Genomic DNA, 26742 nt, shown 5'->3' on the forward strand with positions numbered 1-26742 from the left:
GCCCACCCCGCCGCCTGGTCTCTGCGGATCAGGGCCCGCACGCCACCACGAGCGGAAGCAGGGGCGCCACGACAGTGGCCGCGACCACGCCCAGCGAGGTCGCCCGGTGCGGCCGGGGCTGCGGTGTGAGCACGCGCCGCAGCCGGACCAAGGCACCTGCGCCGCCGGCCCCCAGAGCCACCGGCGGCACCCGGCCTGCCGCCACCTCGCACATCGCGGTGGCCAGGGTCTCCCGAGGATGGAGCCGCAGGGCACGGTCGTCCGCGATCATCTCCACCAGCAGCGCCGTCTGCTCCTTGGCGTGGCGGGCCAGCGGCAGACCGGGGAAGGCCCGGGAGAACGCGTCCGCCAGGAGGTGGAGCAGGTGGTGCCTGCCGTCGATGTGCGCACGCTCGTGCGCCAGGACGGCCCACAGCTGTTCCTCGGACAGGGCGTCCAACGCGCCTCGGGTGATGACGACCCGGCAGTGGCGGCCGGGCAGGCAGTAGACGGCCGGGGTCGTGTGGTCGACGACGGTGGCACCGTACTCAGGTGTCGGGTCGCCCACCAGGGTGAGCAGGTCGAGGTGGCGCTGCCGTGCCCTGCGTGCCCGCCAGGAACAGGCGACGAGCCAGCCGAGCGGCAGCAGCACGATCGCAGCGGGCGTGGCGAGCGCCAGGGCCTGAGGCAGGGAGGGTACGGGCCCCGCCCACGGTGCGCCCACGGCGAGACCGCAGGCACTGAGCAGCCCGACGAGGCCGCCGTGCACGTGATGATCGGCGAGAAGCAGGTGGTACACCGCGAGCGTGGCGGTGAAGACGAACGTGACCATGAGCCCCTGCCACGCGAAGACCGCGAGGACCGGAGCGCGATGCGCCCACGCCGCCCGGGACAGCAGGGACGGCACGAGCGCGCCCACCACAACGGCGTATCCGACGAGGACCGCGGCTGTGGTCATGCCTCGCTCCGCCTCTTGACCGCTCGAAGCGCCGAGCGCAGGGCGTCGGCCTCGTCGGGCGTCATCCGTTCCACGAAACTGACCAGAGTGCCGGCCGGGTCCGGATTGCTGCCGAGGGCCTGCTGCATCAGCGCCGCCGTGTACTGCTGCCGGGTGCAGGTGGGCTCGTACACCCAGGCTCTGCCCTCCTTGTGCCGCTCGAGCATCCCCTTGTGGTGAAGGATGTCGGCCACGGTCTTGACGGTGCTGTAGGCGAGCGGCCGCTGTTTGTTGATGTCGGTCAGTACGTCGCGTGCGGTCGCCGGACGCCCCCAGGCCCACAGGCGATGCATGATCTCCGCCTCCAGCTCACCCAGCTGACGCACGGCCACTCCCCTCCAGCGCTCTGAACACCAATCAGCTTAGTGGCTCAGCGGAAGCAGGGCGCGTCCGTCGACCTTCCAGGCGATATGCATACCCGTATGGGGTATACTCGGTCGCCCGCGACGGCAGGAAGTACGGACGCTCCTGATGACGGTACGAAAGGTGCCCCGACCCCAGACCGGCGGTGCCGCCCGCTGGGTACGCGGCCTGCTCGTCACGCTGTGCGCCGTGGTCGCCGTACTGCTCCACCACGAGCTCCCCGACTCGCCGGTCACGACGATGCCGATGGCCGCACCGCACGCCATGTCGGGACCTGTGTCCGTTCCCGCCGCCCACCCTCACCGGGGCTCACCACCAGCAACCGGCGCCATGGCACACGGTCCCGACGGCGCCGCCTGCCCGTGCATGGCCATGCAGCTCTGCGCAGCCGCCGGCATCACCGCCGTACAGCTCACGGCACCACCCGAATCGCCGGTTCCGACCGTCCCAGCCCGGATCACGGTGCTCACGGGCGTGCACATCGCAGGCTCCGCGAGTCGTGCGCCACCCGACCTGTCTCTCCTCTCCCCACTGCGCATATAGGCCGCCGTCCCAGGGCTTCCCCGCGTCCCCGCGACGCCGGCGAGCCGTGTCCGGACCACCCGAACGCCTATCGCGCATCAAGAAGAGGACCTTTCGTGAACAGCATCAACCGTCGCTCCGTCCTGCTCGCCGGACTGGGTGCGGCAGGTACCGGCCTGCTCGCCGCCTGCAGCGACGACGCCTCCAGCAGTCCCTCCCTCCTGAGCCCTTCCGGTTCCCAGGTCGCCCGCACGGAGAAGAAGCGGAGCGGTACCGGCAGGGTTCACCGTCTCCACCTGACCGCCGCTTCCGGGATGCTCGACCTGGGCGGCGGCACCATGGCCAAGTCCTGGGCCTTCAGCGGCCAGGCTCCCGGCAAGGAGATCCGGATCTCCGCCGGCGACACCCTCGCCGCCGAGCTGTCCAACCAGCTGCCCGGCCGGACCGAGACCTCCATCCACTGGCACGGCATCGCGCTGCGCAGCGACATGGACGGCGTACCGCCGGTCACCCAGACGGCGGTGCGCGCCGGGTCCGGCTTCACGTACCGCTTCATCGCCGACGCGCCCGGCACGTACTTCTTCCACCCGCACGTGGGTGTCCAGCTCGACCGCGGCCTGTACGCCCCGCTGATCGTCGAGGACCCCAGGGAGCCGCTGCCGTACGACGACGAGTGGGTCGTCGTCCTCGACGACTGGCTCGACGGCGTGACCGGCACCCCCGACGAAGCCTTCGCCGAGCTCGAGCGGGGCATGGGCGGCATGGACATGGACGGGATGGACATGGACGGGATGGACATGGACGGGATGGACATGAGCGGCTCCGGCATGGACGGGACGGCCTCGCCGTCCTCGTCCGCCTCCTCCGGGGACGGCATGTCGATGAGGTTCATGCTCATGGGCGCCACCAGCGAGCTGCTCGGCGGCGACGCGGGCGACGTCCGGTACCCGTACCACCTGGTCAACGGGCGAGTCCCGACCGACCCGGCCGTCTACACCGGCAAGCCCGGCAAGCGTGTCCGCCTGCGGATCATCAATGCGGGCGGCGACACCGCCTACCGGGTGGCGCTCGGCGGCCACAGGCTGACCATCACCCACACCGACGGCTTCCCCGTCGCACACCGGCAGGCCGACGCGCTGCTGATCGGCATGGGCGAGCGATACGACGTCCTGGTCACCCTCGGCGACGGCGTCTTCCCGCTTGTCGCGCTCGCCGAGGGCAAGGACGGCGGCGGCATGGCTCTGATGCGCACCGGGTCGGGAAGCGCGCCCAGGTCGACCGTACGACCGGCCGAACTCGACGGCCTGATCGTGACCGCTTCACAGCTGAACGCCGCCGAAGACGTACGGCTGGACGCGAAGAAGGCAGACCAGGTCCACCGCATCGAACTGACCGGCAGCATGGCCAGGTACGACTGGGCCATCAACGGCAAGCGGTACGACATGGCCGACCCGACCGCGAACCCGCTGCTCGTCGAGGAGGGCCAACGCGTCCGCCTCGACTTCGTCAACAGCAGCGACATGTGGCACCCGATGCATCTGCACGGCCACACCTACCAGCTCGGCAGCACCGGCCCCCGCAAGGACACCACCGTCGTACTGCCCAAGAAGAAGGTGTCCGTCGTCTTCGACGCGGACAACCCCGGCCAGTGGATGCTGCACTGCCACAACGCCTACCACGGCGAGGCCGGGATGATGGCGCTCGTGGCCTACAGGGCCTGAGCCTCGGGCCCCGGTCCGGGGCCGGGATCCGGCAGTCCCGGCCCCGGACGGACCGGAGAACTCGGGGAACATGTCCACCCGGCTGCGCGCAGGGCGCCGGCGACGGCCGGGTGGTGACCCTCCGGACCGTGTCCGTGCCAGGCCCGTCCGAGTTCGGGGAAGCGGTGCTGTTCGGCGGCGACCAGGGTCACGTGGACCCGGTGCTCGTACGAGCGTGTGACGACGTCCTGCGGTCCCCGTCGGGCGCCGGGTCGGCCGGTCCGGGCAGCCCGCCGGAACCGGCTCCGGGGACCGGGCGTCCGAGGGCCGACTCGGTGCTCTCGCCGAGGAAGCCGCCCGACTGGTGCTGCCACAGCTTGGCGTAGGCACCGCTCGCCGCGAGCAGCTCCTCGTGGGTGCCCTGCTCGACGACGCTTCCGCGGTCGAGGACGACGAGACGGTCCATGCCCGCGACGGTGCTCAGACGGTGGGCCACCACGAGGGCCGTACGTCCCTCCATCAACCGCCACAGGGCGTCCTGGACGAGGAGCTCGCTCTCCGAGTCCAGGGCGCTGGTCGCCTCGTCGAGCAGCAGGATCGGGGCGTCGCGCAGGATGGCCCTGGCGAGGGCGACGCGCTGGCGCTGACCGCCCGAGAGTTTGACTCCCCGCTCCCCCACCAGAGTGGCGAAGCCGTCGGGGAGTTGGTCGGCGAACTCCGTGACGTGCGCGGCCGCGGCCGCCGCGTGGATCTCCTCGTCGGTGGCGCCGGGCCGGGCGAAGGCGATGTTGTCCCGCAGGCTGCGGTGGAACATGGCGGGTTCCTGCGGGACGTAGGCGATCAGTGAGCGCAGGTCGCTCTGGCGCAGCCGGCTGATGTCCTGACCACCGATCAGGATGCGTCCGTCCTCGATGTCCGACATCCGCAGCAGGAGCCGGGTGAGCGTGGTCTTGCCGCCGCCGGACCTGCCGACCAGACCGACCCGTGCGCCCGGGGGCACGTCCAGGTCGAGTGCCTGGAAAATCGGCTTCGCGCCCGCGTGGGCGAAGGCCACCGACTCGAAGCGGATGCCGGTGTCCCGTGGTGCGGGCGGTTCGGGTTCCGCCGGGTCGAGCACGGTGGGCGGATCCAGCAGCAGCTCCGTGAACTGCGCGGCCTCGGTCATCGAGCTTTCCAGACGCCGGTAGATCTGGTTGAACTCGAACATGATCTGGGTCGCGTTGGAGTAGTAGGTGAAAGCGACGACGACCTCCTCCACTCCCCGGCCCGGGCCACCGAAGGCGATGGCGACCAACAGGCCCAGCACGTTGGTCAGCACGGCCATGGGGGCGATCAGGGTGTCGACGCGCAGATTGCCGTAGTCCCACGACCTCAGCGTCAGGCGCCGGGAGTCCGCGACACGGCTGCGGTGTTCATCGGCCTCCCGCGGCTCGGCCGCGAACGCGCGGATGGTCTCCATGTTCATGAGGCTGTCGGCGACGTGGCCGGAGACCCTGGCGATCGCCGCCTCACGGTCGTTGACGAGCCTCTGCCGGCGACGGACCAGAGGTGTCGCGGCGACCACGGTCAGCACGATCATCGCCAGAAGGCCGGCGACGAGCATCGGTTCGTAGCTCCACAGCACCACGGCGCCGAACACCAGGGGGACGAGACTGCCCACGATCCGGTACGTCACCGTGTCGACGAAGTCCTCGAAGCGCTTCCCGAAGCTCAACACCCGTTTGGTCAGGGAGCCGGCGAAGTTGTCGTGGAAGAATGCCGCGTCCTTGGCGAGGAGTTCATCCATGCCGCTTACGTACAGGTGTTCCATGCCGAGGGCGTCCACGCGGTTCAGGCAGTGCTGCCCGACCCGCCACACGGCCTCGGCGAGCAGCAGCGTCACGCCGAAGCCCAGTACGTACGGCAGCGCCGAGGTGAGGGTGAGACCGCTGCCGTCGGCGGCCTGCCCTGCCAGTTTGGCGATCAGCAGGGGGGCGACATAGCGGATGCCGATGTTGCCCATGGCCGGCAGCAGCAGCGCGGGCAGGGCCAGCCGTCGTAGTCGCATCACTTCTCGGACGTAGCGGCGCAGTGCCAGAACGACCGCGCTCCTGCCCGGCGTCGGCCCTCGCGTATCTGTGGTCCCCATCACGCTCCCGGAGGTTCGGAAGTCGGAAGTTTCCCGTCAGGGGAGGTTCCCGGTCCAGGCATTTACCGCTAACGGGTGACAACCGGACACTTCCGTGAGGTGCGGAACAGCGCCGCCGGACCGCCGACTCGGCCCGCTCCAGGGACGATTCGGGACTGGTGCCCCCGCCCGCGCAGCTCCCCCCGTACGTCATCGACGGCGTCGGCGGCACGGACCGGCGCGCGAGCGCTGTCGTGATGCCCGCCCCAGTGGTCCCGACGGCAGCCTCGGCCGCGGGCCCGCCGGGCGGGCCCGCGGCCGAGGGGCGGTCACTTCGCCAGGAAGGCGAGGAGCGCGGTGTTGACCTCCTCGGCATGGGTCCACAGCAGTCCGTGCGGGGCGCCCTCGATCTCGACGTAGTCGGCGGACGGGAGCGCCTTGTGGAAGGGCCGTGCGGTTCCCTCGACGGGCAGGATGCGGTCGCCCGTGCCGTGCAGAATCAGGGCGGGCACGTCCACGGCCGGGATGTCCGCGCGGAAGTCGGTGTACCAGGTCGACGGTGCGGCAGCGGCCGCGAAGAAGCCGCCGCCTGCGGCGACGTCCCAGCTGCGGCGGACGGCCTCCTCGCTGATCCGGGTGCCCAGGTTCTCATCCAGGTTGTAGAAGTCCTGGTAGAAGGCGGTGTAGTAGGCGTATCGGTCCGCCTTGACGGCCGCGACCACGCCGTCGAAGAACTCCTTCGGGGCGACTCCGTCCGGGTTGTCGTCGCTCTTGAGCAGGCAGGGTTCCAACGAGGCGAGGAAGGCGACCTTGGAGACACGGGCGGTGCCGTAGGCGGACACGTACCGGGCGACCTCGCCGGTGCCCATCGAGAAGCCGACCAGGACGGCGTCGGTCAGGTCGAGGGTCTCCAGCACGGTGTTGAGGTCGGCGGCGAAGGTGTCGTAGTCGTAGCCGGTCGTCGGCTGGCTGGACTGGCCGAAGCCGCGGCGATCGTAGGTGATCACACGGTAGCCCGCGTCGAGCAGCACGGCGCTCTGCCGCTCCCAGGAGTGGCCGTCGAGCGGGAAGCCGTGGATGAGGACGACCGGCTGCCCGGTGCCGTGGTCCTCGTAGTAGAGGTCGATGGTGGTGGAGTTCTCCTGGCCCACGGTGATGTACGGCAAGGTCTCGTTTCCTTCGTCCGGAGTGACTGGCCGCGCAGGACCACGCTCCGTCTCGATGAGGCAGGGCGCTGCACGGACGGCATCGGCGTCCGCGCGTGCGCGGCAGGGATGGCACCACGCTAGGGCGGGCGTCCCGCCGCCTGTTGTCCTCGAGCGCACCGCTTCTGGCCTGGAAGTGCCATGAAGGGACGGGTCCCGCCCTGAGGGGACGAACGGCCCCTTGTGGCGCGGCCAGGCCCAAGACGCAGACTGGATGACGTGGGGCGTAGCCGATCCCACCGTCCGAAGGCGGGTCTGACGCATGAACGGGCAGGTCGCGGGATTGACCGAGGAGACGCGGGTGCTGGTCGTGGAGGACGACCGCAGCATCGGGGAATCCCTGGTGCGTGGCCTGCGGCAGGCCGGATACGCGGTCGAGGGGGTGCGTACCGGCCGGGCGGCCCTGTCGGCCGCGTCCCCCGACGTCGTCCTGCTCGATCTGGGGCTGCCCGACATCGACGGGGTCGAGGTGTGCCGGAGGCTGCGCGCCCGGTCGGATGCCGCGATCATCGCCGTCACCGCGCGCGGTGAGGAGGCGGACCGGGTGGTCGCCCTGGACGAGGGCGCCGACGACTACCTGGTCAAACCGTTCGGGCTGGCCGAGCTGCTGGCACGGATCCGGGCCGTCCTGCGCCGCAGGCGCCCCGCAGGTCCGGAGATCCTGCGGCACGGGCCGCTGGCGCTGGACCTGCGCACCCGGCAGGTCTCGGTGGACGGCCGGCCGATCGCACTGACGCCGAAGGAGTTCGGGATTCTTGAGTGCCTGGCCGCCGATCCGGGCAGGGTGGTGAGCCGTCAGCAGATCCTGGAACGGGCCTGGGACGCCCACTGGTACGGCCCCACGAAGGTCCTGGACGTGCACATCGCGGCGCTGCGCCGCAAGCTCGGCGTGCCGGGACTGATCGAGACGGTCTACGGGCACGGTTTCCGGCTCGGTGCGGCCGAAGGGGCGCGGGAGCGGCCGTGACCCGGCGCATCACCTGGACGCTGCTCGCCCTGACCACCGTGCTGCTGGTGCTGGCGCTCGTGCCACTGGCCGTGCTGATGACGGCACGCGAGCGCGTCGCCTTCCGCGACGATCAGCGGGCGGCCACCCGCGTGATCGCCACGGCGGCCGAGGAGCACCTCTCCGACCACGAGCCGCCGATCCGCATGCGCCGGGAGCTGAACGCCGCGGCACGGGCGGGGGACTGCGCCGCCGTGTACGACGCCTCCGCGCGCCTGGTGGCGAGTACGCCCTGTACCGCGGCCCAGGGTGAGGAGGCACAGGAGCTGGTGGGGGATGTGCTGGCCGGGCACGAGCCGGAACCGCCGGAGAACGAGGGCCGACTGGTGGCCGCGGAACCGGCCGGTGAGGTCCGGCGGCCCGCCGGCGCCGTCGTCCTGGCTCGCTCCGCGGCCCCGCTCGATGGCCGTACCGCCGCGATCTGGGGGTGGTCCGCAGCGATCGGCGCCGCGGGGCTCACCGCGTCCGTGCTGCTGTCCGTCCGCCTCGCCCGCTGGGTGAGCCGTCCGTTGTCCGCGCTGGACGCCACCGCCCGGAAGCTGGGCGAGGGCGCTCTGGACGAGCGGGCGGACGTCGGCGGCGGACCGCCGGAAGTACGCCGCCTGGCCGCCACGTTCAACACCATGGCGGCCCGCACGGAGGCTCTGGTGCACGGCCACCGGGCGGTGATCGCCGACGTGTCCCATCAGCTGCGCACCCCGCTGGCCGCGCTGCGGCTGCGGCTCGACGTCCTGGGTGCCGGGGCCGAGGGCGACACCGGGGCGGAGCTGGACGCGGCCCAGGAGGAGGTCGCACGGCTGTCCCGGTTGGTCGACGGGCTGCTGGCGGTGGCGCGCGCCGAGCAGGCGACGCCCCGGCCGACCGCGGTCCGGGTCGACGAAGTGGTGGCGGAGCGGGTGGCCGCGTGGTCACCGGTGGCCGAGGAGCGTGGCGTCCGGCTGACGGCGTCGGAGGGGCGTGGCCTGTCCGCCTCGCTGGGCGCCGGTCACCTGGAGCAGGTCCTCGACAACCTGATCGCCAACGCCGTGGACGCCGTTCCCGACGGGGGGAGCGTGACGGTCGACCACCGGACGACGGGTGGTTCGGCCCGGGTGCGGGTGCGGGACGACGGCCCCGGGATGACCGCCGAGGCGAAGGAGGTCGCGTTCCGCCGGTTCGGCAATCCGGCGGCCGGGGGCACGGGGCTGGGGCTGGCCATCGTCCACCGGCTGGTCACCGTCAACGGGGGCGACGCCCGGTTGGAGGACACGCCGGGCGGCGGGCTGACCGTCGTACTGGACCTGCCCCTGTGGACGGGAGGGCCCTGAGATCTTTACCGGTTCTGAAGACGACGTGAGCAGGTTTCCGGGTGCTCCGCGCACAGCCTGGAGATGCACGCAGCCGATTCCGGGCCGCCGATCCACCAGGAGCCGCTGCCATGTACCCCTCGCCCGACGACTTCGACCAGCCCCTGCCCCCGCCCGACCCGGCACGCGCACGCGATCGCGATCGCGGCCTGCGGCGGGGACGCCGGCTCACCCGCTGGATCGCCGTCGCCGCCGTAACCGGTGCCGCAGCCCTGGGCAGCCTCTACACCCACCTGCTGCCCGGGAGTTCGGCGTCGCCCGTGCCGTCGGGCCCGCCCCTCCAGAATCCCACGGCGTCCTCCTCCGTCGTCCCGAAGTCCAACGGTGGCGAGGACCAGGGCAGCACGGCCCGTCACGAGGCCGACGACGGTGGCGACGAGGGCGAGGACGACGCGGGAGCGGCCCAGGCGTCGCAGCCGGCACCGCGACCCCCGGCGCAGCCGCCCGCTCCCACCCAGCAGCCGCCCCACACCACGACGGGGGCGTCATGACCACCCGCGCTCCCGCACCGCCCCCCGCCGAGGCCGTGTTCCCGGCGCTCGGCACCACAGCCGTACTGCTCGTGACCGGCCCGAAGGCCCTGCCGGCCGCGGAGGCCGTCCTCCGGGCCGAGCTGGCCGCCGTCGACCGCGCCTGCAGCCGTTTCCGGCCGGACTCCGAACTCACCCGCGTCAATCGGAACGCGGGCGACCCGACGACGGTGAGCGAACGCTTCGCCGAGGCCCTCCAGGCCGCTCTGCGTGCCGCCCGGCTCACCGACGGCGCCGTCGACCCGACCGTGGGACGCGCGATGACCGCCCTCGGCTACGACCGCACCTTCGCCGCCCTGCGTCCCGAGGACACCCGTCCGCTGCCACCTGCCCCGGCCGTCCCCGGATGGCGGCGGATCGTCTTCGACCCGCGCCTCCGGAGGCTGCTTCTGCCTCCGCACACCCAGCTCGACCTGGGCGCGACCGCCAAGGCCCTCACCGCCGACCGCGCCGCCCGCCATGCCGCCGCGGCCACCGGCTGCGGGGTCCTGGTCAGTCTCGGCGGAGACCTCGCGGTGGCCGGTCCGGCCCCGGACGGGGGCTGGCGGATCGCCCTCGCCGACGACCACGCCCGGCCCGCCACGGACGACGGTCCCGCCGTCGCGGTGACCGGCGGAGCGCTGGCGACCTCCGGCGTCCGGGTGCGCACCTGGCGACGCGCCGGGCGCACCCTGCACCACATCGTCGACCCGGCCACCGGCGAACCCGCCGCCCCCGTCTGGCGCACCGTCACCGTCGCGGCCGCCACCTGCGTGGACGCCAACACCGCCAGTACGGCGGCGATCGTGCTGGGCGGCAGGGCGGTCGACTGGCTGCGCGGCACGGCTCTGCCCGCCCGGCTGGTGGACCTGGACGGCCGCGTCGTGTGTCTCGGCGGCTGGCCGTCCGACTCCGCCGCCACCCGCGGAGCCACCCTTGGAGATCCGCGATGACGACCCTCGCCCTGACCGGAAGCCCGCTGTGGTACGCCAGCCGCGCGGGCGGAACCCTGGCACTGCTGCTGCTCACCGCCACCGTGGTGCTCGGCATCGCCTCGGGCGGGCGGGCCCGCCCCCGTCGGATCGGCCGCTTCGAGCTCGGTGTGCTGCACCGCAACCTGTCCCTGCTCACGCTGGTGTTCCTCGTCGTGCACGTGGTGACAGCGGTGCTCGATCCGTTCGTCCACCTGGGGTGGGCGGTGTCCGTGGTGCCGTTCGGGGCGTCCTATCGTCCGCTGTGGCTCGGACTCGGCACGGCCGGGCTGGATCTGCTGCTGGCCGTCGCGGTCACCAGCGCGCTGCGGCGGCGCCTGGGAGTGCGCCGTTGGAAGGCCGTGCACTGGCTGGCGTATGCCGCCTGGCCGCTCGCTCTCTTCCACGGGGTGGGCACCGGCACCGACACCCGGCTCCCCCTCCAGCTGTGGCTGTACGCCGGGTGTCTCGGCACGGTGGTCGCGGCCGTGTGGTGGCGGCTGGTGAAGGCCGGTCCCGGGCGGGTCGCCGGGCGCCTGACGGCGGCCGTGGCCACGACCGCCGTACCGGTGGTGCTCACGGCCTTCCTCGCCTCCGGACCGCTGCAGCCCGGCTGGTCCCAGCGCGCCGCATCGACGGCGGTCCTCCTCGGGGGTGGACGGTGAACTCCTCGGCCGCGGCGCGTTTCACACCCCACCGTCTCTCCCCCGGACCGGGCGGTCCGGCCGCCGCCCGGCTGCTGGCGGGCTGGTACGCCACCGGTCGACCGGCCGGCCTGACCGATCATCTGAGGCGCTACGGGCCACCCCCCACCGGCGACCGCGGGTCCCTGCCGCTGGTGGACGCCGTGGCGGCGGCCGGGCTCACCGGGCGCGGCGGCGCCGGGTTCCCGACCGCCCGCAAGCTGGGCGCGGTCGCCGCACGGCGGGGCCGCTGCACGGTCGTCGTCAACGCCATGGAGAGCGAACCGCCGAGCCGCAAGGATCAGTTCCTGATCGCCGTCGCTCCCCATCTCGTCCTCGACGGCGCCGTGCTGGCCGCCACGGCGGTGGGCGCGGACACCGTCCACGTGTGTCTGCCCCGCGACCGCGCCGCCCAGTACCGGCGGCTGAGCGCCGCCGTGGAGGAGCGCCGACGCTGTCGTCCGGACCCCGTGCGGCTGCGGCTGCACGCCCTCCCGCACACCTACGTCTCCAGCGAGGCGACCTCTCTGGTGCGCTGGCTCGACGGCGGCCCGGCCCGGCCCCGGGGCGGCCCGCCGCGCGCCCACGAGCGGGGCGTCGGCCGACGTCCCACGCTGGTCCACAACGCCGAGACCCTCGCCCATCTGGCCCTGATCGCCCGCTACGGACCGGCCTGGTTCCGGCAGGCCGGCACGCCGGACGAGCCGGGCACCCTGCTCGTCACCGTCTCCGGTGCCGTCCGCGCCCCCGCTGTGCTGGAGGTGGCCCTGGGCACGCCGCTCGCCACGGTCCTGGACCAGGCCGGCGGCGCCACGCAGCCGCTCCGGGCGGTCCTGCTCGGCGGCTTCGCCGGAACCTGGCTCCCCGCCCGGCATCTCCGCACCCCCCTCACCCGGCACGATCTGGCCCCGCTGGGCGCCGCACCCGGCGCCGGCGTGCTCGTCGCTGTGTCCGAGGCGCTCTGCGGCCTGACCGAGACGGCCCGCATCCTCGCCTATCTGGCGGCGCACAGTGCCCGCCAGTGCGGTCCCTGCCGTCTCGGTCTGCCCGCCGTGGCCGAGGACTTCACCGCCTTGGCCACCGGACGTGCGGACGCCGCCCTGCTGTCCCGTCTGCGCCGCCGCGCCGGCCTGCTGCCGGACCGGGGCGCCTGCCGCCATCCCGACGGCGCCGCCCGCCTGGCGGCCTCCGCCCTGCAGGCCTTCGCCGACGACGTCGACCACCACCTCGCGCACGGCCCCTGCCCCGCCGCCCGGCAGCCGCCCCAGCTCCCCGTGCCGCCCGCCACCGCCCCGGAGACCTGGCGATGAGCCGCACCCGCACGCTGCGCGTCGACCGCATCGCCTGCACGGGGCAGGGCCTGTGCGCCGAACTCCTCCCAGAGCTGATCGACCTCGACGAATGGGGATACCCGGTCCTCAAGGACACGACCGTCCCCGACCGGCTGCGTGCCCATGCCCGCCGGGCCGTCGCCGCCTGCCCCGTCCTCGCCCTGCACACGGACGACGACCGGACCTGACCGGCAGGCGTCCCCACCGTCGTTCGGCCCTGACATCGGGCCGTTCGTCCCCTGCCGGATCCGCCGCCGTCACGATGTGATGGACGGGGAGCGGAGGTCGCCGCGACAGACGGACCGAGGTGCGCCATGGACCATCCGACCAGCCCCACTCCCGCCGCGCGGCTGAGCCGCCTGGCCGGCTCCGTCGTCTCCCCTCGGCTGGAGCCTGCGTTGCTGGCCGTCACCGCAGCGGCGCTGACGGCCGGCGGCGTCGCCTGGCTCGTCGGGGACGACAGCCTCGCGGACCTGTTCTGGGGCCTGGGCACGGTGTCCGCCGTCGTACCGGCGGTGGGATGGGTGCTGGCCGCGCTGCGGCAGGGGCACGCGGGCGTGGACCTGATCGCCGTGCTGGCGCTCGGCGGCACCCTGGCCGTGGGCGAGTACCTGGCCGGGGCGCTGATCGCGCTGATGCTCGCCACCGGCCGCACCCTCGAAGCCGCCGCCCAGCGGCGTGCCTCCCACGACCTGCGCGCCCTGCTCGAACACGCACCGCGCTCGGCACGCCGCCGTACCGATGTCGGGGTGGACACGGTGCCGCTGGCCGAGGTCGGTGTCGGCGACCTGCTCGTCGTGGGACCCGGCGAGGTGGTCCCCGTGGACGGCCGGGTGGAGAGCACCGCCGCCGTCCTCGACGAATCGGTGCTCACCGGTGAGCCCCTCCAGGTCGAACGGCCGCAGGGCGAAACGGTCCGCAGCGGCGTGGTCAACGCGGGCGGCGCCTTCGAACTGCGCGCGACCGCGACCGAGCGGGACAGCACCTACGCGGGCATCGTGCGGCTGGCCCGGCAGGCCGGGGCGGAGTCCGCGCCCGTGGTGCGGCTCGCCGACCGCTACGCGGCCTGGTTCCTTCCGCTGTCCCTCGTGGTGGCGGGACTGGCCTGGCTGATCAGCGGCTCCGCGGTACGGGCGGTCGCCGTGCTGGTGGTCGCGACGCCGTGCCCGCTGCTGCTGGCCGCGCCGGTCGCGATCGTCTCCGGCCTCTCCCGGGCCTCCCGCCTCGGCGTGGTCATCCGCGACGGCGGCGCCCTGGAGAACCTCGGCCGCGCCCGCACGCTCCTGCTGGACAAGACCGGGACCCTCACCGGCGGCCGCCCCCGTGTCCTGGACGTGACAGCAGCTCCCGGCCGTAGGCCCGCGGAGGTGCTCCGCCTGGCGGCGTCCCTCGACCAGTACTCGCCGCACGTCCTCGCCCGGGCCATCGTCGACACGGCCCACGAACGCAAGCTGGAGCTGTCGGTTCCGTCGGACGTCACCGAGGAACCCGGACGGGGCGCCTCGGGCACCGTGGACGGGCACGAGGTCTGCGTCGGCCGCGTCGACACCTCGGAGGTACGGCCGTCCTGGGCCAGGGCCGTCGACAACCGCGCGCTTCTCGACGGGGCGGCCGTCGCCTGGCTGACCGTCGACGGAAAACCGGCCGGCGCCGTCCTCCTGCGCGACCCCGTACGCCCCGACGCGCCCCGCACCCTGCGCCACCTGCGGGCGGCGGGCATCGAACGGCTGCTGATGCTCACCGGCGACCGCGCCGAACCCGCCCACGAGGTCGCCGCGGTCCTCGGCCTCGACGCCGTGCGCGCCGAGCTCGGCCCGGCCGACAAGGTCGCCGTCGTGCGCGCCGAACGCGAACGCGCGGTCACCGTGATGGTCGGCGACGGCGTCAACGACGCCCCCGCCCTCGCCGCGGCCGACATCGGGGTGGCCATGGGGGCACACGGCTCCACCGCCTCCTCCGAGGCCGCCGACATCGTCCTGACCACCGATCGCGTCGACCGCCTGGCCGACGCAGTCGCCATCGCCGTTCGAGCCCGGCGCATCGCCGTGCAGAGCGCGCTGGGCGGCATGCTGATGTCGCTGGCCGCCATGGCCGCGGCCGCGTTCGGCCTCCTCCCGCCGGCCGTCGGCGCCCTGCTCCAGGAAGGCATCGACATCGCGGTCATCCTCAACGCCCTGCGCGCCCTGCGCGTCGAGCAGACCGTGCGGCCGGCCCTCACCCCCGCAGCCGAGGCACTCATCCACCGCTTCGCGGCAGAGCACGACGACCTCCAGGACGTGCTCGAAGCCGTACGCGACGCCGCGGACCGGCTCTCCGACAGCCCCGGCTCCAAGGCCCTCGCGGCCGTCGAGGAGACCCACCGGCTGCTCACCGAGCGGCTGCTGCCCCACGAATACGCCGAGGAGCACCAGCTCTATCCGGCCCTCGCCCCCGCCCTGGGCGGACCCGAGGCCACCGCCACCATGAGCCGTGCGCACACCGAGATCGAACGCCTCTCCCGCCGCATCGCCACCCATCTGCGACTGGCCCACGCCGACGGCGGCCTCACGCCCGGCCAACTCGACGACCTGCGCTCCTGCCTCTACGGACTGAACACCGTCCTGCGGCTGCACTTCACGCAGGAAGAGGAGAACTACTTCTCGCTGGCCCCGTGAGAGCGCCCTGGCCGCCCGGCGACCGCGTCCAGGCGCAGCCCTCGCGGTCACGGGGCCGGGACGGGGCCGGGCACGGGGCCGGGCACGGGGCCGGGCATGGGGCCGGGGCGGCGGGGGGCGCGAACAACCAGGTGCGTCCCTCCACCACGGTCCGTTGCGTGTCCGGCAGCAGCCGGTCGAGGATTCGGGCGTCGGACGGCCGGTCCGTCCCGGTGCGCCATCCCGTAGAGACCCCTTCGCCCCAGGGGGGCCGCGCTCATGAACGCCGGTGCGGCCGGCCCGAGGGCGACCGGATACAGTGCGCGAGAAGGCAGCCCGGTCAGGGAGGGGAAGCGTGACCGACACCAGCGACACCCGACCCGTCGACAGCGAAGCGCAAGCGCCGCGGCGGAGCCGACTGAGCCGCCTGATGCGCTACATCCCCCTGGTCGCCCCCGTGCTGCTGTGGACCGTCCCCTGCTGGGTGCTCCTGTACACCGGCCAGCACTGGCCGCTGCCCGTCACCCTCGCCGGCACCGCCCTGTTCGCCCTCGGTCTCGTCGGTATGCCGCTCGCGATGGTGCGCGGCCACGGCCGGCGCCAGCAGGACCGGGCGGCGATCTTCGGTGACACCCTGCTGGGCACCAGCTGGGTCCTGTTCACCTGGTCCGTTCTGCTCGGCGTCCTGCTGCGGATCGCCCTGGCCGTGGCCGGCGTCGGCGCGGGCCAGGACCGGGCCCGAATCGTCACGTGGGCCGTCCTCGGCACCACCGCCGTACTGCTCACCTGGGGGTACGCCGAGGCCCGCCGCGTGCCACGGGTACGCCGGCTCGACGTGCGACTCCCACGGCTGGGTGCCGGGTTGGACGGCCTCCGCGTCGTCCTCATCACCGACACCCACTACGGTCCCCTCGATCGCGCGCGCTGGTCGGCACGGGTGTGCGAGACCGTGAACACCCTGGAAGCCGACCTGGTCTGCCACACCGGCGACATCGCGGACGGCACGGCCGAACGCCGCCGCGCCCAGGCCGCCCCACTCGGAACGGTGCAGGCGACCCGGGCCCGGGTCTACGTCACCGGCAACCACGAGTACTACAGCGAGGCCCAGGGCTGGGTCGACCTGATGGACGAGCTGGGCTGGGAGCCGCTGCGCAACCGCCATCTGCTGCTCGAACGCGGAGGCGACACCCTCGTGGTCGCCGGCGTGGACGACGTCACCGCCGAGTCCTCCGGCCTGGCAGGCCACCGCGCCCACCTCGCCGGAGCCCTGAACGGCACGGACCCCGACCTACCCGTCCTGCTCCTGGCCCACCAGCCCAAGTTCATCGACCGGGCAGCAGCCGCCGGCATCGACCTCCAGCTCTCCGGCCACACCCACGGCGGCCAGATCTGGCCCTTCCACCATCTCGTCCGCATCGACCAGCCCGCCCTCGCCGGTCTCACCCACCACGGCCCCCGCACCCTCCTCTACACCAGCCGCGGCACCGGCTTCTGGGGCCCGCCGTTCCGCGTCTTCGCCCCCAGCGAGATCACCCTGCTCGTCCTCCGCTCCCCGCACCCGCCCGCCTCGCCGTAGCAGTGCGCGGGCCGCCCCAGCCACTGCGCTTCGCCGTGCTCGCGGGCCAGGAATCGGTGGCCGGTCCCGATGATCGTCCAGCGTGACCATGTCAGTCGGGGCCGCTCCAGTCGAAGGGGAAGTACTTGCTGGACCTGCCGCTGCGGCTCCAGCTGAAGCCGAAGGCGTCGGCCTGATCGGCGGTGGACCGGCCCCAGGTGGCGATCTGTCCCGGGCCGACCTCGGCACCGGGGGCGTTGTGGACCTGGACCCGTGCCCCCTCGGCCGTGGTGGGACCGGTGAGGGCCTCGGCGCGGGCGGTCACCCGGCCGGGAATCTCAGCGCGCCACGCCCCCAGGTCCTCGTCCACCTCGACGGTGATCGGAGCGACGTCCATGCCGCGTATCTCGGGTCCGAAGACCTCGACGAACTGCTGTGGCCAGCCGCCGGCCTCCCCGCCGAAGATCGCGCCGAGTGCGGCGCGCTGCTGGTCGTCGGCGCGCTCGTCGACGAAGACGGCGGCATACGGGTCCGTGTGCTCGCCGGTCCACACGTTGCCGGTGAAGGACCCGAGCATCAGGACGTTCAGATCGTCGAGCCGGACATCCCCGAACCGTCCCTCGCGGATGTGCCAGGCCAGCACGCCCTCGCAATCGCCCTCGGACGGGGGCTGGGCGAATGTGCACGGGCAGGGTATGGCGCAGTTGCAGGTGTCGAACCAGTCGCCGACCACGTGCCAGGGCGGGCTGCTGGTGGTCTGCTCAGCCATCTCGCTCCTCCTCTCCGCTATACGGAGCGGCGTCACTTCCAGGGTGCTCCTCGCCGGCGCGAAAGCGAAGCGGCCATCGGAGGCGGGCAAGGGGAGCCGGGAGGCGCTGATGGGGACGCCGGCACGCGTACGCCGCCCGGGTCCCGGTCCTCCGGCTTTTGAGGCCGTCGATTCTGTGATCTGCTGGAGATGTCCTCGAAAGTGCTCATCGCGGTCACCGAAGCGGCGGGGGTCCTTGGGAGGCATGCCGTGCCGCATCTCCGGCTCGCCCCGCCGGAGCCCACCCGGCCCGGGGTCCTGCTGCCGAGGCGTGATCTGGCCCTCGGCTGGCTTCTCCTGACCCTGCTCGCCGTTCTGGCGTGGGTGCTCACGGCCGCGCAGTCCCGTGACATGGGGACGGAGCCGGGCACCATGGGTCTGGCGCTCCCGCTCTTCCTGCTCCTGTGGGTGGTCATGATGGCGGCGATGATGCTGCCGTCGCTGGCACCCGTGGCTCTCACCTGGGTACAGGCGATCAACCGCGGTACCGCGGGCCGCGTCCGCGCGCTGCGCCTCACCGAATTCGTCGGCGGCTATCTGCTGGCCTGGGCCGGCTTCGGACTGCTGGTGTACGGGGCCCTGGCGGCGACGGGGCACCTGGTCGACGCGCACCCCGAGTCGGGGCGCTGGATCGGCGCGGGCGCGTTCCTGCTGGCGGGAGTCCAGCAGTTCGGGCCGCTGAAGCGGGTCTGTCTGCGGCACTGCCGCAGCCCGATGTTCCAGCTGATGCGGTACGCGCGGTTCCGGCCGTGGGCGAAGGATCTGCGGGTGGGCGCGCACCACGGGCTCTACTGCGTCGGCTGCTGCTGGGGGCTGATGATCGTCCTGATCCCGCTCGGCGTGATGAACGTGGCGGCGATGGCGGGACTGGCGGCGGTGATCTTCCTGGAGAAGCTGTGGCGGGGCGGCCCCTGGCTCAGCTGGGCGGTGGGTGTCGCCCTCCTCGTCCTGGCCGTGCTCGCCCCGTTCCAGGACTGGCTGCTGCCGGGTCTGCAGATGTCGGGTCCGTCGATGGACCAGATGCTGGGTGCGGCGCCCTGACTGGCTGTCGATCAGTCCTGGTGAGTCCCTTCCCCCTCAAGCGCGGGCACGCCGAGGACCCCCTGGGCAATACCCCCTGGGGGTAGGGTTTCGGCCGACACCAGAGACACCTCGGGAAGGGGTGGGTCCATGGAGGCGATCGGGCACGCGTTGTCCATTGCCGGGTCGATGACCTGGGAGGTCACCTGGGCGCTGATCCTCGGCTTCACGCTCTCCGCCGTCGTGCAGGCCGTGGTGCGCCGCTCCACGGTCGTACGGCTGCTCGGTGACGACCGGCCACGCACCCTCGCCGTGTCCGCCGGGCTCGGCGCGGCCTCGTCCTCCTGCTCCTACGCGGCCGTGGCCCTCGCGCGCTCCCTCTTCCGCAAGGGCGCGGACTTCACGGCGGCGATGGCCTTCGAGATCGCCTCCACCAACCTGGTGATCGAACTCGGCGTGATCCTGGCCCTGTTGATGGGCTGGCAGTTCACGGCCGCGGAGTTCGTCGGCGGCCCGGTCATGATCGTCGTACTCGCCGCGCTGTTCCGGATCCTCCTGCGCGAGCGGCTGCTGCGCCAGGCCCGGGAACAGGCCGAACGCGGCGTGGCGGGATCGATGGAGGGCCATGCGGCGATGGACATGTCCTTGCGGGGCGAGGGCGGCTTCGCGCGCAGGCTGTTCTCGCGGGACGGCTTCACGTCCGTCTCGCACATCTTCGTCATGGAGTGGGCGGCGATCCTGCGTGACCTGGTGGCCGGACTCCTGATCGCGGGGGCGATCGCCGCCTGGGTGCCGGACGAGTTCTGGCAGACGTTCTTCCTGGCGGACCATCCGCTCGCCGCCAAGCTGATCGGGCCGCTCGTCGGACCGCTGGTGGCGATCGCGACGTTCGTCTGCTCCATCGGCAACGTGCCACTGGCCGTAGTGCTGTGGAAGGGCGGGATCAGCTTCGGCGGCGTGATCGCCTTCATCTACGCCGACCTGCTGATCCTCCCGATCCTCAACATCTACCGGAAGTACTACGGCATCCGGATGGCCGTGTTCCTCCTGGTCACCTTCTTCGCGGCGATGGCGGTCGCCGGGTATGCCGTCGAGTTCGTCTTCGGTGGACTGGGTCTGGTCCCCGACCAGGCGGACGCGAGGATCCCCGAGGAAGGGATCACCTGGAACTACACCACCTGGCTCAACATCGCCTTCCTGCTGCTGGCCGCGGCCCTGCTCGTACGGTTCTGGCGCACCGGGGGCCCGGCCATGCTGCGGATGATGGGCGAGGCGCCCGACGGCACTGGAACCACGGGGAGATGATCTCGCGGTAGTCGTATGCGCCGCCGACGAGGTTCGCGGCCACCGTGGCGGACTGGCCGAGCACGATGGGCGCGGTCGGGGAGACGTACATGACCTTGTCGTACGAAGCGGCGCCCCGCCCTCACTGTCCCCGTCGGGACTCGCCGGAGTCCTGTCGGGTCCACATGCGCCGCGGAGGGAATTGAGGTACTTCTCGAAGGGACAGAACGCCGCGGACCCGGCATGTCGACGACGATGTCGCACCAGGTGCGCCACGGGACTCGCTCACCGTCGTATCCAGCTTCGTACGAGACGGAGGCCGCCGCCATGCAACCTGTCATCACCGTGGGCCTCGACGGTTCACCCGAGAGCCTCGCCGCCGCCCGCTGGGCGGCCGACGAGGCCGAGCGGCGCAGGCTCACCCTGCGACTGCTGCACGCGTGGCCGCTGCTGGCGCCGGAACCGCCCCGGGTCGCCTCGGAAGTCGACCAGAACTACTGGGCGAAACGCCTGGTCCACACCGCGCAGGCCGAGTTGCAGGCCCGGCATCCAGGGCTGTCCGTCATCGGGAACCTGGTCCCCGAGGACGCTCAGGAGGCCCTGATCAAGGCGGCCGCGGAGTCCGAGATGCTCGTGCTCGGCTCCCGGGGGCTGGAGGCGGTCGAGAGCTACTTCATGGGCGATGTCAGCTTGCCGGTCGTGGCACGGGCCGGGAGGCCCGTCGTCCTGGTCCGCGCGGAGCCGGCGGACGAGGCACGGACCTCCGCACCCGGGGGCCCGGTGGTCGTGGCGCTGAAACTGCACGCGCCCAGCGACGAGTTGCTCGACTTCGCGTTCCACTCCGCCGCGGCCCGGGGCGTTCCCCTCCTGGCCGTCCACGGCCGCAGCCTGCCGCTCCACGCGCACACACCCTGGGGTGCGGACCACGCCGTCACCGAGGAGATGACGAAGGACGCGCACAAGGAGCTGAGCAAGACACTCCGCCCCTGGCACGAGAAGTACCCGCAGGTGGAAGTGGACGACAGCATCCGACTCGCGAGCCCGGCCAAGGCCGTCGTGCAGGCGGCGCAGGGAGCGGGGTTGCTGGTCGTGGGCCGACGCGCGCACCGGCACGGCAGGGGACACCACCTGGGGCCGATCGCCCAGGCCGCCCTCCATCACGGACGCTGCCCCGTCGCCGTCGTTCCCCATGACTGAGCCCGGTCCCCTCGCCCCCCAGCCGCCGCGGGCGGAGGTGTGCGAGACCCACACCGCGATCCTGTTCTTCGCCGGGAACCGCGCCTACAAGGTCAAGAAGCCCGTGAACCTGGGTTTCCTCGACTACACCGAGCGGGCGGCGCGCCGATCGGCGTGCGAACGCGAGGTCGCCGTCAACCGCCGCTTCGCGCCGGACGTCTACCTGGGGCTGGGCGAGGTCTCCAGCCCTGACGCCGAGGCACCGGAACCCCTCGTGGTGATGCGCCGCATGCCGGCGGACCGACGCCTGTCCCGGCTGGTGCGTACGGGCGCGGCGCTCGACGACGTCCTGCGGGCCGTGGCCCGGCGGCTCGCCGCGTGGCACGCCGAGGCGCCCCGAGGCCGGGACGTGGACGAACAGGGAACCCGGGACGCGCTGTCATCGCGCTGGGAGGCGAGCTTCGCCCAGATCCGCGCGCTGACCGGCGAGGGCTCCGTGCCCGACGGCGTGCCCGACGGCGTGCCCGAGGTCGAGCGGCTCGTGCGCCGCTACCTCGCCGGGCGCGAGCGGCTGTTCGATGCGCGGATCGAGCAGCGGCGCGTGGTCGACGGCCACGGCGACCTGCTCGCCGAGGACGTCTTCTGCCTCGACGACGGACCCCGCGTCCTGGACTGCCTGGAGTTCGACGACCGTCTGCGGTACGTCGACGGTCTGGACGACGCCGCCTTCCTCGCCATGGACCTGGAACAGCTCGGCGCGCCTGAGGCGGCGGCCTCCTTCCTCGCCGCCTACAGCGAGTACTCGGGCGACCCCGCTCCTGCGTCCCTGTGGCACCACTACGTCGCCTACCGCGCGTTCGTCCGGGCCAAGGTGTCACTCATCCAGGCGCGGCAGGGAGCGCCGGGAGCGGAGCCGGCGTCGCGGCGGCTGGTCTCGACGGCCTTGCGCCACCTGCGCACCTCCGCCGTCGGACTGACACTCGTCGGCGGACTGCCCGGCAGCGGGAAGTCCACGCTCTCCGGTGCGCTCGCCGACCGGCTGGAGGCCACGCTCCTCAGCAGCGACCGCCTCCGCAAGGAACTGGCGGGCATTCCCCCGGAGCGGTCGGCGGCGGCCGGTTACGGGGAGGGGCTGTACACCCCCGAGTGGACGGCGGACCTATGCCGCCCTGCTCGACCGCGCGGCGGCCCTGCTGGCGTCCGGCGAGTCCGTCGTGCTGGACGCCACCTGGTCCACGGCGGAGCAGCGTACGGCGGCGCACCGTGTGGCCGAAGGCGCCGACGCCGATCTGATCGCCCTGCACTGCCGGGTTCCCGACGAGATCTCCGCGGCCCGTCTGAGCACGCGGGCCCCCGGGGCCTCCGACGCCGACCTCGACATCGCCGCCGCCATGGCGGCGAGGGAGCCGCCATGGCCCGAGGCCGTCACCGTCGACACGAGCGGGCCGCTGGAATCCGCCGTCTCGCGGGCGCTGGCCGCCGTACGACCATGGGGCACCGGCCAGGCACCGGTCTTCCGCCGCCCCTACATGGAACCGGACTAGACGGGCAACCGGGAAACCGCCTGCCCTCTCGGGGTGAGTCAGTCGTCGCCCCCGCCGCCCGACGCCGTCTTGGAGAAGCCGTCGTGCCACGCGGCCTTCGCCCCCGAGTCGCCGATGCGGTAGACGTCCACGACGGCTCCCGCGGCCACCACGAGGGACAGCACCGCAGCCGCGACGCGCACCGGTGCGGCGGGCCGCCGCGTGCGGCCCGCGGCCCCGGACGCGGCGGTACGGCCCGACGCCCACCAGACGAGGGCGGCCAGGACGAACAGGCCCCCGGCCCAGGGGAGCAGGCCATCGCCCAGCTCGGCGTGCCGGCGCACCAGCGCGTTGCCGTCGACGTGTCCCTCCAGCCATTCGCCGGCCTCCGCGGTGAGCGGAACGCTCACGAGGGTGACCAGGGCGAGCAGGGGCAGCACGACGCCCATGCGCTGTGCCGCCTTGGGCCAGATCACACCGACCACGAGTGCCAACGCGGTCAGGGGAACGAGGACGACAACGAAGTGCACGAGCAGTATGTGTGCGGGCAGGCCGTTGACCAGGCTCATCGGCGACTCCTCCAGAGATGTGGGCACCCACTGTGTCGATCGGGCGCGTCAGACTGGCACAGGAACCTCTCAGCTTCCTCTGAGAACCACGCGGCTGGTCCCGGCAGTTGACGACCGCATCGCGCGGCGCGGGCGAGGCCGCGCGGGAGGGACCGCCCACGACGTGGCCGGCCGTGGCTCACACCGCTCGCAGTCCGTGGTGCCGGAACTGTTCACGGACCCGCTCGACGAGGTCCCGGTCCGGCGTCGGGGTGTCCTTCAGCGGGAAGGGGATGCCGAGGGCGTCGTACTTGTGGGCGCCGAGCTTGTGGAACGGCAGGACGTCGACCCGCTCCACGGTGCTCAGGCCCGCGAGGAAGGCGCCCAGGCCGTCCACGGCCGTCTCGTCGTCGGTCCAGCCGGGGACGAGGACGTAGCGGATCCGCACGGGGACGCCGAGCCGGTCCAGGCGGGTGGCGAAGTTCAGGGTGGGGGCGAGTGCGCCGCCGGTCAGCTTCCGGTAGGTGCCGATGTCGAAGGACTTGATGTCCAGCAGGACCAGGTCGGTTTCGGCGAGGAGCGCGTCGTCGGCGCGGGCGCCGAGGAAGCCGGAGGTGTCGAGGGCGGTGTGCAGCCCGGCCGCCTTGCAGCGCCGCAGGATCTCGCCGGTGAAGGCGGACTGGAGCAGGGGCTCGCCGCCGGTGATCGTCACCCCTCCCCCGGCCGTGGTGAGGAAGGCGCGGTACTTCTCGATCTCCGCCATCACCTCGTCCACCGTGGTCTCCCGGCCGTCGCGCATGTGCCAGGTGTCGGGGTTGGCGCAGTACAGGCAGCGCAGGGGGCAGCCGCTGACGAAGAGGACGAACCGGGTCCCGGGACCGTCCACGCCGGTGGACAGGTCCCAGGAGTGGATCCGGCCGGTCGCCGTCATCGTGCTCACAGCGATCCGTGGAAGGTGCGGCTGATGACGTCGAGCTGCTGCTCACGGGTCAGCCGGACGAAGTTGACGGCGTATCCGGAGACCCGGATCGTCAGCTCCGGGTACTTCTCCGGGTGCTCCATGGCGTCCTCCAGCACGGCCCGGTCCAGGACGTTGACGTTCATGTGGAAGCCGCCGGCCGACATATAGGCGTCGAGGATGCCGACCAGGTGGCCGGCCCGCTCGGCCGGGTCGTGCCCCAGTCCCTCCGGGGTGATCGTCGTGGTGAGCGAGATGCCGTCCCGGGCCTGTTCGTACGGCAGCTTGGCGACCGACAGCGCGGAGGCGGCCACCCCGTGCCGGTCCCGGCCGTTCATCGGGTTGGCACCCGGGGCGAAGGGCTGTCCGGACCGGCGTCCGTCGGGGGTGTTGCCGGTGTGCTTGCCGTAGACGACGTTCGAGGTGATCGTCAGCACGGACTGGGTGTGTTCGGCGTCCCGGTAGGTGGGGTGCCGGCGGACCTTGGCCATGAAGGACTCCACCAGGCCGACGGCGATGGCGTCGGCGCGGTCGTCGTTGTTGCCGTAGGCCGGGAAGTCGCCCTCGGTACGGAAGTCGACGGCGAGCCCGGTCGCGTCCCGGAACACCTTGACCCGCGCGTGCTTCACGGCCGACAGGCTGTCCGCCGCGACCGACAGCCCCGCGATGCCGCAGGCCATGAAGCGGTGCACGGGGTGGTCGTGCAACGCCATCTCCAGGCGTTCGTAGGCGTACTTGTCGTGCATGTAGTGGATGACGTTGAGCGTGTTGACGTATGTCTCGGCCAGCCAGTCCAGTACGCGGTCGTAGGCCGCCGCGAGCTCCTCGTAGTCCAGGTACTCGCCGGTCAGCGGAGGCATCGCGGGGGTGACCTGGTCGCCGGTCATCTCGTCCCGGCCGCCGTTGACGGCGTACAGCAGCGCCTTCGCCAGGTTGACCCTGGCGCCGAAGAACTGCATCTCCTTGCCCACCGCCATGGCGGAGACGCAGCAGGCGATCGCGGTGTCGTCGCCGTTGCGGGGGCGCAGCAGTTCGTCGGACTCGTACTGGACGGCGCTTGAGTCGATGGAGACCTGGGCGCAGAACTCCTTGAAGCCCGCGGGCAGTCGGGGCGACCAGAGCACGGTGAGGTTGGGTTCGGGGGCGGGGCCGAGGTTGTGGAGGGTCTGCAGGAAGCGGAAGGAGGTGCGGGTGACCAGGGGGCGGCCGTCCGTGCCGATGCCGCCGATCGACTCGGTGACCCAGGTGGGGTCGCCGGAGAACAGGGCGTCGTACTCGGGGGTGCGCAGGAAGCGCACGATCCGCAGCTTGATCACGAAGTCGTCGATCAGCTCCTGGGCGCGGGTCTCGTCGATGGTCCCCTCGTCCAGGTCGCGCTGGAGGTAGACGTCGAGGAAGGTCGAGGTGCGGCCCAGCGACATCGCGGCGCCGTTCTGTTCCTTCACGGCGGCGAGGTAGCCGAGGTAGAGCCACTGCACCGCCTCGTGCGCGCCGGCCGCGGGGCGGGAGACGTCACAGCCGTAGGACGCCGCCATACGGGTCAGTTCGCCCAGCGCGTTGATCTGTTCGGCGAGTTCCTCGCGGTCGCGGATCACCTGCTCGGTCGACGGCTCGGCGTCCAGCCGGGCGCGCTCGGCCCGCTTGGCCCCGATCAGCCGGTCGGTGCCGTACAGGGCCACCCGCCGGTAGTCGCCGATGATCCGGCCCCGGCCGTAGGCGTCCGGCAGTCCGGTGATGATGCCGACCTTGCGGGCGGTGCGCATCTCGGGCGTGTAGGCGTCGAAGACACCGTCGTTGTGGGTCTTGCGGTAGGTGCCGAAGACCTTCGTCACGAACGGGTCGGGTTCGTAGCCGTACGCCTTCAGGCCGTTCTCCACCATGCGCAGGCCGCCGTTCGGCATGATCGCGCGCTTGAGCGGGGCGTCCGTCTGGAGGCCGACGATCAGTTCACGGTCCCGGTCGATCCAGCCGGGCGCGTGCGAGGTGATGGTCGAGGGGGTCGTGGCGTCCACATCGAGGATGCCCCGCGCCCGCTCCTCGGGGAACAGCGAGGCGACCTTCTCCCAGACGGCGCGCGTACGGTCCGTCGGGCCGGTCAGGAAGGACGCGTCACCCTCGTACGGCGTGTAGTTGGCCTGGATGAAGTCACGCACGTCGATCAGCTCGCGCCAGCGGGCCCCGGCGAAGCCTCTCCAGGCGGCCGGGGTGACCCGTTCAGCGGCTGTCACGGTCGCGGTCATCGCCGTTCCTCTCCTCGGTCCGTGTCCTGCGCTTCGATGCTCGTCGACCGCGATCGCCACGGGGAGTGCCGGACAGCGCCTTCACCCGGGCCGTCCGGCCCTCGGCCACCGGGCCGGACGGTCCGCCGCCGCCCGCCGCCCGCCGCCGGCGGTCAGGCGCCCGAGCGGCCGCGCACGATCTCGTACGCCGCGTCCAGGGTCCCGATGTCGAGCAGTCCGTGGACGCGTTCACCGCGGTGCAGCAGGGCGTTGCCGCCGAGGGCGACGACGATGCGCAT

Annotated in this window: 23 protein-coding genes and 1 pseudogene; 15 read left to right on the forward strand and 9 right to left on the reverse strand. The window is 72.7% G+C overall.

The window, feature by feature from the left end; genetic code table 11:
* Positions 1 to 28: 28 nt before the first annotated feature.
* Together AQJ64_RS10275 and AQJ64_RS10280 are read right to left on the reverse strand one after the other, a co-directional pair.
* Positions 29 to 937 carry a M56 family metallopeptidase gene (locus tag AQJ64_RS10275; protein ID WP_055636651.1) on the reverse strand — a complete coding sequence of 303 codons (909 nt, stop codon included), beginning with the start codon at positions 935 to 937 and terminating at the stop codon, positions 29 to 31.
* On the reverse strand, positions 934 to 1302 hold the full coding sequence (locus tag AQJ64_RS10280; RefSeq protein ID WP_055636659.1) for a BlaI/MecI/CopY family transcriptional regulator: 369 nt from the start codon (positions 1300 to 1302) through the stop codon (positions 934 to 936). Before AQJ64_RS10280 ends, AQJ64_RS10275 begins: the two co-directional genes overlap by 4 nt.
* A 160-nt stretch (positions 1303 to 1462) precedes the next feature.
* On the opposite strand from AQJ64_RS10280, the gene AQJ64_RS48975 reads away from it, so the two are divergent.
* The gene (locus AQJ64_RS48975; RefSeq protein ID WP_157881069.1) at positions 1463 to 1882 is read left to right on the forward strand and encodes a DUF6153 family protein; all 420 of its coding nucleotides are present in this window, start codon (positions 1463 to 1465) and stop codon (positions 1880 to 1882) included.
* Positions 1883 to 1977: 95 nt separating this feature from the next.
* Positions 1978 to 3582, forward strand: coding sequence for a multicopper oxidase family protein (locus AQJ64_RS10285; protein WP_055636650.1), 1605 nt, complete (start codon positions 1978 to 1980; stop codon positions 3580 to 3582).
* Between the two features lie 187 nt (positions 3583 to 3769).
* On the opposite strand, the gene AQJ64_RS10290 is transcribed toward AQJ64_RS10285, so the two are convergent.
* Both AQJ64_RS10290 and AQJ64_RS10295 read right to left on the reverse strand, forming a co-directional pair.
* Positions 3770 to 5689: an ABC transporter ATP-binding protein gene (locus AQJ64_RS10290; protein ID WP_055636649.1), complete on the reverse strand. Its 1920-nt coding sequence runs from the start codon at positions 5687 to 5689 to the stop codon at positions 3770 to 3772.
* Between the two features lie 308 nt (positions 5690 to 5997).
* Entirely contained in the window at positions 5998 to 6834 is an 837-nt protein-coding gene (locus AQJ64_RS10295; protein WP_055636648.1) for an alpha/beta fold hydrolase, read from the reverse strand.
* A gap of 301 nt (positions 6835 to 7135) precedes the next feature.
* Here AQJ64_RS10295 and AQJ64_RS10300 point away from each other — a divergent pair, with 301 nt between their 5' ends.
* The 9 genes from AQJ64_RS10300 (at position 7136) to AQJ64_RS10340 (ending at position 16928) form a co-directional block, all read left to right on the forward strand.
* Entirely contained in the window at positions 7136 to 7840 is a 705-nt protein-coding gene (locus AQJ64_RS10300) for a response regulator transcription factor (RefSeq protein WP_055636647.1), read from the forward strand.
* Positions 7837 to 9186, forward strand: coding sequence for a sensor histidine kinase (locus tag AQJ64_RS10305; protein WP_099054056.1), 1350 nt, complete (start codon positions 7837 to 7839; stop codon positions 9184 to 9186). Before AQJ64_RS10300 ends, AQJ64_RS10305 begins: the two co-directional genes overlap by 4 nt.
* Before the next feature lie 110 nt (positions 9187 to 9296).
* Positions 9297 to 9716: a hypothetical protein gene (locus AQJ64_RS10310; RefSeq protein WP_244902644.1), complete on the forward strand. Its 420-nt coding sequence runs from the start codon at positions 9297 to 9299 to the stop codon at positions 9714 to 9716.
* Positions 9713 to 10687 carry an FAD:protein FMN transferase gene (locus AQJ64_RS10315; protein ID WP_059202576.1) on the forward strand — a complete coding sequence of 325 codons (975 nt, stop codon included), beginning with the start codon at positions 9713 to 9715 and terminating at the stop codon, positions 10685 to 10687. The genes AQJ64_RS10310 and AQJ64_RS10315 overlap by 4 nt, the downstream gene beginning before the upstream one ends.
* Positions 10684 to 11370 carry a ferric reductase-like transmembrane domain-containing protein gene (locus AQJ64_RS10320; RefSeq protein ID WP_059202577.1) on the forward strand — a complete coding sequence of 229 codons (687 nt, stop codon included), beginning with the start codon at positions 10684 to 10686 and terminating at the stop codon, positions 11368 to 11370. Before AQJ64_RS10315 ends, AQJ64_RS10320 begins: the two co-directional genes overlap by 4 nt.
* The gene (locus AQJ64_RS10325) at positions 11367 to 12698 is read left to right on the forward strand and encodes an NADH-ubiquinone oxidoreductase-F iron-sulfur binding region domain-containing protein (protein WP_079061570.1); all 1332 of its coding nucleotides are present in this window, start codon (positions 11367 to 11369) and stop codon (positions 12696 to 12698) included. Before AQJ64_RS10320 ends, AQJ64_RS10325 begins: the two co-directional genes overlap by 4 nt.
* Positions 12695 to 12907, forward strand: coding sequence for a ferredoxin (locus AQJ64_RS10330; RefSeq protein ID WP_055637068.1), 213 nt, complete (start codon positions 12695 to 12697; stop codon positions 12905 to 12907). Before AQJ64_RS10325 ends, AQJ64_RS10330 begins: the two co-directional genes overlap by 4 nt.
* A 126-nt stretch (positions 12908 to 13033) precedes the next feature.
* The gene (locus tag AQJ64_RS10335) at positions 13034 to 15373 is read left to right on the forward strand and encodes a heavy metal translocating P-type ATPase (RefSeq protein ID WP_099054077.1); all 2340 of its coding nucleotides are present in this window, start codon (positions 13034 to 13036) and stop codon (positions 15371 to 15373) included.
* 334 nt (positions 15374 to 15707) lie between these two features.
* Positions 15708 to 16928 carry a metallophosphoesterase gene (locus tag AQJ64_RS10340; protein ID WP_055635106.1) on the forward strand — a complete coding sequence of 407 codons (1221 nt, stop codon included), beginning with the start codon at positions 15708 to 15710 and terminating at the stop codon, positions 16926 to 16928.
* Positions 16929 to 17019: 91 nt separating this feature from the next.
* Here the strand turns inward: AQJ64_RS10340 and AQJ64_RS10345 are convergent, their stop codons facing one another.
* Entirely contained in the window at positions 17020 to 17676 is a 657-nt protein-coding gene (locus AQJ64_RS10345; protein WP_055635107.1) for a DUF1326 domain-containing protein, read from the reverse strand.
* Between the two features lie 249 nt (positions 17677 to 17925).
* On the opposite strand from AQJ64_RS10345, the gene AQJ64_RS10350 reads away from it, so the two are divergent.
* The 4 genes and pseudogenes from AQJ64_RS10350 to AQJ64_RS10365 all read left to right on the forward strand — a co-directional run bounded on the left by AQJ64_RS10350 (position 17926) and on the right by AQJ64_RS10365 (position 22739).
* Complete coding sequence (locus AQJ64_RS10350) at positions 17926 to 18756, forward strand: DUF2182 domain-containing protein (RefSeq protein ID WP_055635108.1); 831 nt, start codon at positions 17926 to 17928, stop codon at positions 18754 to 18756.
* 129 nt (positions 18757 to 18885) lie between these two features.
* A complete protein-coding gene (locus AQJ64_RS10355) occupies positions 18886 to 20040 on the forward strand; it encodes a permease (RefSeq protein WP_055635109.1) in 1155 nt (384 codons plus the stop codon).
* Between the two features lie 306 nt (positions 20041 to 20346).
* Positions 20347 to 21216, forward strand: a complete 870-nt coding sequence (locus AQJ64_RS10360) for a universal stress protein (RefSeq protein ID WP_055635110.1) — start codon at positions 20347 to 20349, stop codon at positions 21214 to 21216.
* A pseudogene (locus AQJ64_RS10365) lies at positions 21209 to 22739 on the forward strand (bifunctional aminoglycoside phosphotransferase/ATP-binding protein). The gene AQJ64_RS10360 and the pseudogene AQJ64_RS10365 overlap by 8 nt, the downstream one beginning before the upstream one ends.
* A 38-nt stretch (positions 22740 to 22777) precedes the next feature.
* On the opposite strand, the gene AQJ64_RS10370 reads toward AQJ64_RS10365, so the two are convergent.
* The 4 genes from AQJ64_RS10370 to AQJ64_RS51690 form a co-directional block, all read right to left on the reverse strand.
* Positions 22778 to 23287, reverse strand: a complete 510-nt coding sequence (locus AQJ64_RS10370; RefSeq protein WP_055635111.1) for a DUF2231 domain-containing protein — start codon at positions 23285 to 23287, stop codon at positions 22778 to 22780.
* 178 nt (positions 23288 to 23465) lie between these two features.
* Complete coding sequence (gene pflA, locus AQJ64_RS10375) at positions 23466 to 24197, reverse strand: pyruvate formate-lyase-activating protein (RefSeq protein WP_055635114.1); 732 nt, start codon at positions 24195 to 24197, stop codon at positions 23466 to 23468.
* 5 nt (positions 24198 to 24202) lie between these two features.
* Positions 24203 to 26464 carry a formate C-acetyltransferase gene (pflB, locus tag AQJ64_RS10380; protein ID WP_055635112.1) on the reverse strand — a complete coding sequence of 754 codons (2262 nt, stop codon included), beginning with the start codon at positions 26462 to 26464 and terminating at the stop codon, positions 24203 to 24205.
* Positions 26465 to 26616: 152 nt separating this feature from the next.
* Complete coding sequence (locus AQJ64_RS51690) at positions 26617 to 26742, reverse strand: hypothetical protein (protein ID WP_276206672.1); 126 nt, start codon at positions 26740 to 26742, stop codon at positions 26617 to 26619.

Origin of the sequence: Streptomyces griseoruber, assembly GCF_001514205.1 — a bacterium.
Taxonomy (GTDB): domain Bacteria; phylum Actinomycetota; class Actinomycetes; order Streptomycetales; family Streptomycetaceae; genus Streptomyces; species Streptomyces griseoruber.

Excerpts from the sequence above, each read along its gene's own strand:
- AQJ64_RS10360 (WP_055635110.1), top strand. The coding sequence starts at position 20,347 with ATGCAACCTGTCATCACCGTGGGCCTCGACGGTTCACCCGAGAGCCTC.
- AQJ64_RS10355 (WP_055635109.1), top strand. The coding sequence starts at position 18,886 with ATGGAGGCGATCGGGCACGCGTTGTCCATTGCCGGGTCGATGACCTGG.
- AQJ64_RS10370 (WP_055635111.1), bottom strand. The coding sequence starts at position 23,287 with ATGAGCCTGGTCAACGGCCTGCCCGCACACATACTGCTCGTGCACTTC.
- AQJ64_RS10330 (WP_055637068.1), top strand. The coding sequence starts at position 12,695 with ATGAGCCGCACCCGCACGCTGCGCGTCGACCGCATCGCCTGCACGGGG.
- AQJ64_RS10315 (WP_059202576.1), top strand. The coding sequence starts at position 9,713 with ATGACCACCCGCGCTCCCGCACCGCCCCCCGCCGAGGCCGTGTTCCCG.
- pflA (WP_055635114.1), bottom strand. The coding sequence starts at position 24,197 with ATGACGGCGACCGGCCGGATCCACTCCTGGGACCTGTCCACCGGCGTG.
- AQJ64_RS10290 (WP_055636649.1), bottom strand. The coding sequence starts at position 5,689 with ATGGGGACCACAGATACGCGAGGGCCGACGCCGGGCAGGAGCGCGGTC.
- pflB (WP_055635112.1), bottom strand. The coding sequence starts at position 26,464 with ATGACCGCGACCGTGACAGCCGCTGAACGGGTCACCCCGGCCGCCTGG.
- AQJ64_RS10335 (WP_099054077.1), top strand. The coding sequence starts at position 13,034 with ATGGACCATCCGACCAGCCCCACTCCCGCCGCGCGGCTGAGCCGCCTG.
- AQJ64_RS10310 (WP_244902644.1), top strand. The coding sequence starts at position 9,297 with ATGTACCCCTCGCCCGACGACTTCGACCAGCCCCTGCCCCCGCCCGAC.
- AQJ64_RS10320 (WP_059202577.1), top strand. The coding sequence starts at position 10,684 with ATGACGACCCTCGCCCTGACCGGAAGCCCGCTGTGGTACGCCAGCCGC.
- AQJ64_RS10300 (WP_055636647.1), top strand. The coding sequence starts at position 7,136 with ATGAACGGGCAGGTCGCGGGATTGACCGAGGAGACGCGGGTGCTGGTC.
- AQJ64_RS10275 (WP_055636651.1), bottom strand. The coding sequence starts at position 937 with ATGACCACAGCCGCGGTCCTCGTCGGATACGCCGTTGTGGTGGGCGCG.
- AQJ64_RS10345 (WP_055635107.1), bottom strand. The coding sequence starts at position 17,676 with ATGGCTGAGCAGACCACCAGCAGCCCGCCCTGGCACGTGGTCGGCGAC.
- AQJ64_RS51690 (WP_276206672.1), bottom strand. The coding sequence starts at position 26,742 with ATGCGCATCGTCGTCGCCCTCGGCGGCAACGCCCTGCTGCACCGCGGT.